The organism is Tistlia consotensis USBA 355 (assembly GCF_900177295.1).
Taxonomy (GTDB): domain Bacteria; phylum Pseudomonadota; class Alphaproteobacteria; order Kiloniellales; family DSM-21159; genus Tistlia; species Tistlia consotensis.
Window position 1 is genome coordinate 1 of sequence record NZ_FWZX01000071.1, and the last position, 2,255, is coordinate 2,255.

General features: G+C 72.9%; 3 protein-coding genes. All 3 read left to right on the plus strand.

Annotated features, from left to right (window positions below; all coding sequences use genetic code 11):
* Positions 1-75 precede the first annotated feature (75 nt).
* Positions 76-483: an IS66-like element accessory protein TnpA gene (gene tnpA / locus B9O00_RS32010; protein WP_085127509.1), complete on the plus strand. Its 408-nt coding sequence runs from the start codon at positions 76-78 to the stop codon at positions 481-483.
* Positions 480-833: an IS66 family insertion sequence element accessory protein TnpB gene (gene tnpB / locus B9O00_RS32015; RefSeq protein WP_085127511.1), complete on the plus strand. Its 354-nt coding sequence runs from the start codon at positions 480-482 to the stop codon at positions 831-833. Before tnpA ends, tnpB begins: the two co-directional genes overlap by 4 nt.
* Before the next feature lie 80 nt (positions 834-913).
* Positions 914-2,255, plus strand: a 1,342-nt coding sequence (gene tnpC, locus B9O00_RS32020; RefSeq protein WP_235017246.1) for an IS66 family transposase, incomplete at its 3' end; no start/stop codon positions are given.

A 2,255-nucleotide genomic window follows, 5' to 3' on the forward strand; every position in this document is an offset into this window, starting at 1 on the left:
CGTAAGCGCTGTTCTGAGGGCACCTTCCGCGCATAGGCAGCAGCGGGGAGTCTGGGCGACATGGAGATAAGAGCCATGTCGGATCCTGAGCTTATGCCCGTGCCGGAGCCGGTGAGGCGGATCGAGGTGTTCACCGGCAGCGGTCGGCGTCGCCGATGGCCGGAGGAGGTCAAGGCGCGGATCGTCGCCGAGAGCTACTGCTCTGAGTCCTCGGTCTGCGCGGTGGCACGGCGCCACGGGCTGACGCCGCAGCAGCTGTTCGGCTGGCGGCGCTTGGCGCGCCGGGGACAGCTGGCCTTGGCGGCGGAGGATGCGCCGCTGTTTGCGGCGGTGGTCGCCGAGCCGGACGGCGGTACAGGGGCCGTCGATCCCGCGAACGGAGAGATCGTGGTCGAGCTCGGCGGCGTGCGGCTGCGCATCGGCGCGTCGGTGCCGGTGGCGCGCGCCGCGGCGCTGATCGCGGCGCTGCAGGGGCGGGCATGATCCTGCCGGGCGGGCCGCTGCCGGTCTATGTCGCGACGCGGCCGGTCGACTTCCGCAAGGGGCTGGACGGGCTGGCCGCGCTGGCGCAGTCGGAGCTGCGGCTCGATCCCTTCTCGGGCGCGGTGCTGGTGTTCCGCGCCAAGCGCGCCGACCGGGTCAAGATCCTGCTGTGGGACGGCTCCGGCATGGTGCTGATCGCCAAGCGGCTGGAGCAGGGCAGGTTCGCCTGGCCGACGGTCGCGGACGGCGTGATGCGGCTATCCTCGGCGCAGCTGGCGGCCTTGTTCGAGGGCCTCGACTGGCGGCGCGTCCACGCCCGGCGGACGCGCCGACCCAAAGCGGCCGGATAGCCTGCGGCGTTGTGAATCGAAAGCCGTTTTGGGCTGCCCCCGGTGGCCCGGCGTGATTCAATGCCGCCATGAGCGACGCAATGCCCGCGGCCGAGACGAGCGACCTGCCGGAGGATCCCGCGGCGCTGCGGGCCCTGCTGCTGACCGAGCGCCAGCTGCGCGTCGAGCTGGGCCAGGAGGTCGAGCGTCTGTCGGCGATCGTCGCAGCCTTCAGGCGCGCGCTGTTCGGACGCCGCTCGGAGCAGCTCGATCCCGACCAGCTGGAGCTGACGCTCGAGGAGACCGAGCAGGCGTTCGGGGAGGAGCGCGCCGAGCGGGACGCCGCCGACCCGGCCCTCAAGTCGGCGCGCGGCGCACGGCGTCGGAGCAACCGCGGCGCGCTGCCCCGTCATCTGCCGCGCGTCGAGCAGGTGATCGAGCCTGACAGCAGCGAGTGCCCCTGCTGCGGCGGAACCCTGCATGCGATTGGCGAGGACGTCTCGGAACGGCTCGATGTCATCCCGGCACAGTTCCGGGTGCTCGTCACGCGCCGTCCCAAGTATGCCTGTCGGCGCTGCGCCGAAGGCGTCGTCCAGGCCGCCGCGCCGGAGCGCCTGGTCACCGGGGGACTGCCGAGCGAGGCGCTGGTCGCGCATGTCCTGGTCTCGAAGTACGCCGACCACACGCCGCTCTACCGCCAGGCGCAGATCTACGCCCGCCAGGGCCTGGCCCTCGACCGCTCGACCCTGGCGGACTGGGTCGGCCATGCCGCCCGAGAGCTGCGGCCGCTGCACGCCCGCCTGGTCGAGATCCTGAAGGGTTCGGCGAAGCTGTTCGCCGACGAGACCCGGGCCCCGGTGCTCGATCCCGGGCGCGGCCGCACCAAGAGCGGCTGGCTCTGGGCGATCGCGCGCGACAACCGTCCCTGGGGCGGGGCCGATCCGCCCGCTGTCGCCTACCTCTACGCCGCGGGCCGCGGCGCCGAGCATGCAGCGGCTCATCTCGGCGGGTTCCGGGGCGTCCTGCAGGTCGACGGCTATGCCGCCTACCGCAGCCTCGACGGCCCGACGCTGGCCTGCTGCTGGTCGCACGCAAGGCGCAAATTCTACGAGATCGCCGAGGCGGGCCACGCGCCGGTGGCGCAGGAGGCCCTGCGCCGGATCGCGGCACTCTACGCCGTCGAGGCGGAGCTCCGGGGCGCCCCGGCCGACGCCCGGCGCGCCGGACGGCAGCTGCGCTCGCGACCGATCGTCGAGGACCTCCGCCCCTGGCTGGAGGCCCAGCTCGGCCGCGTCTCCGGCAAGTCCCGACTCGCCGAGGCGATCCGCTATGCCCTGAAGCTCTGGAGCGGGCTTGTCCGCTTTCTCGACGATGGCCGCATCGAGCTGGATACCAACGTCGTCGAGCGCGCCATCCGGCCGATCGCCCTCAACCGCAAGAACG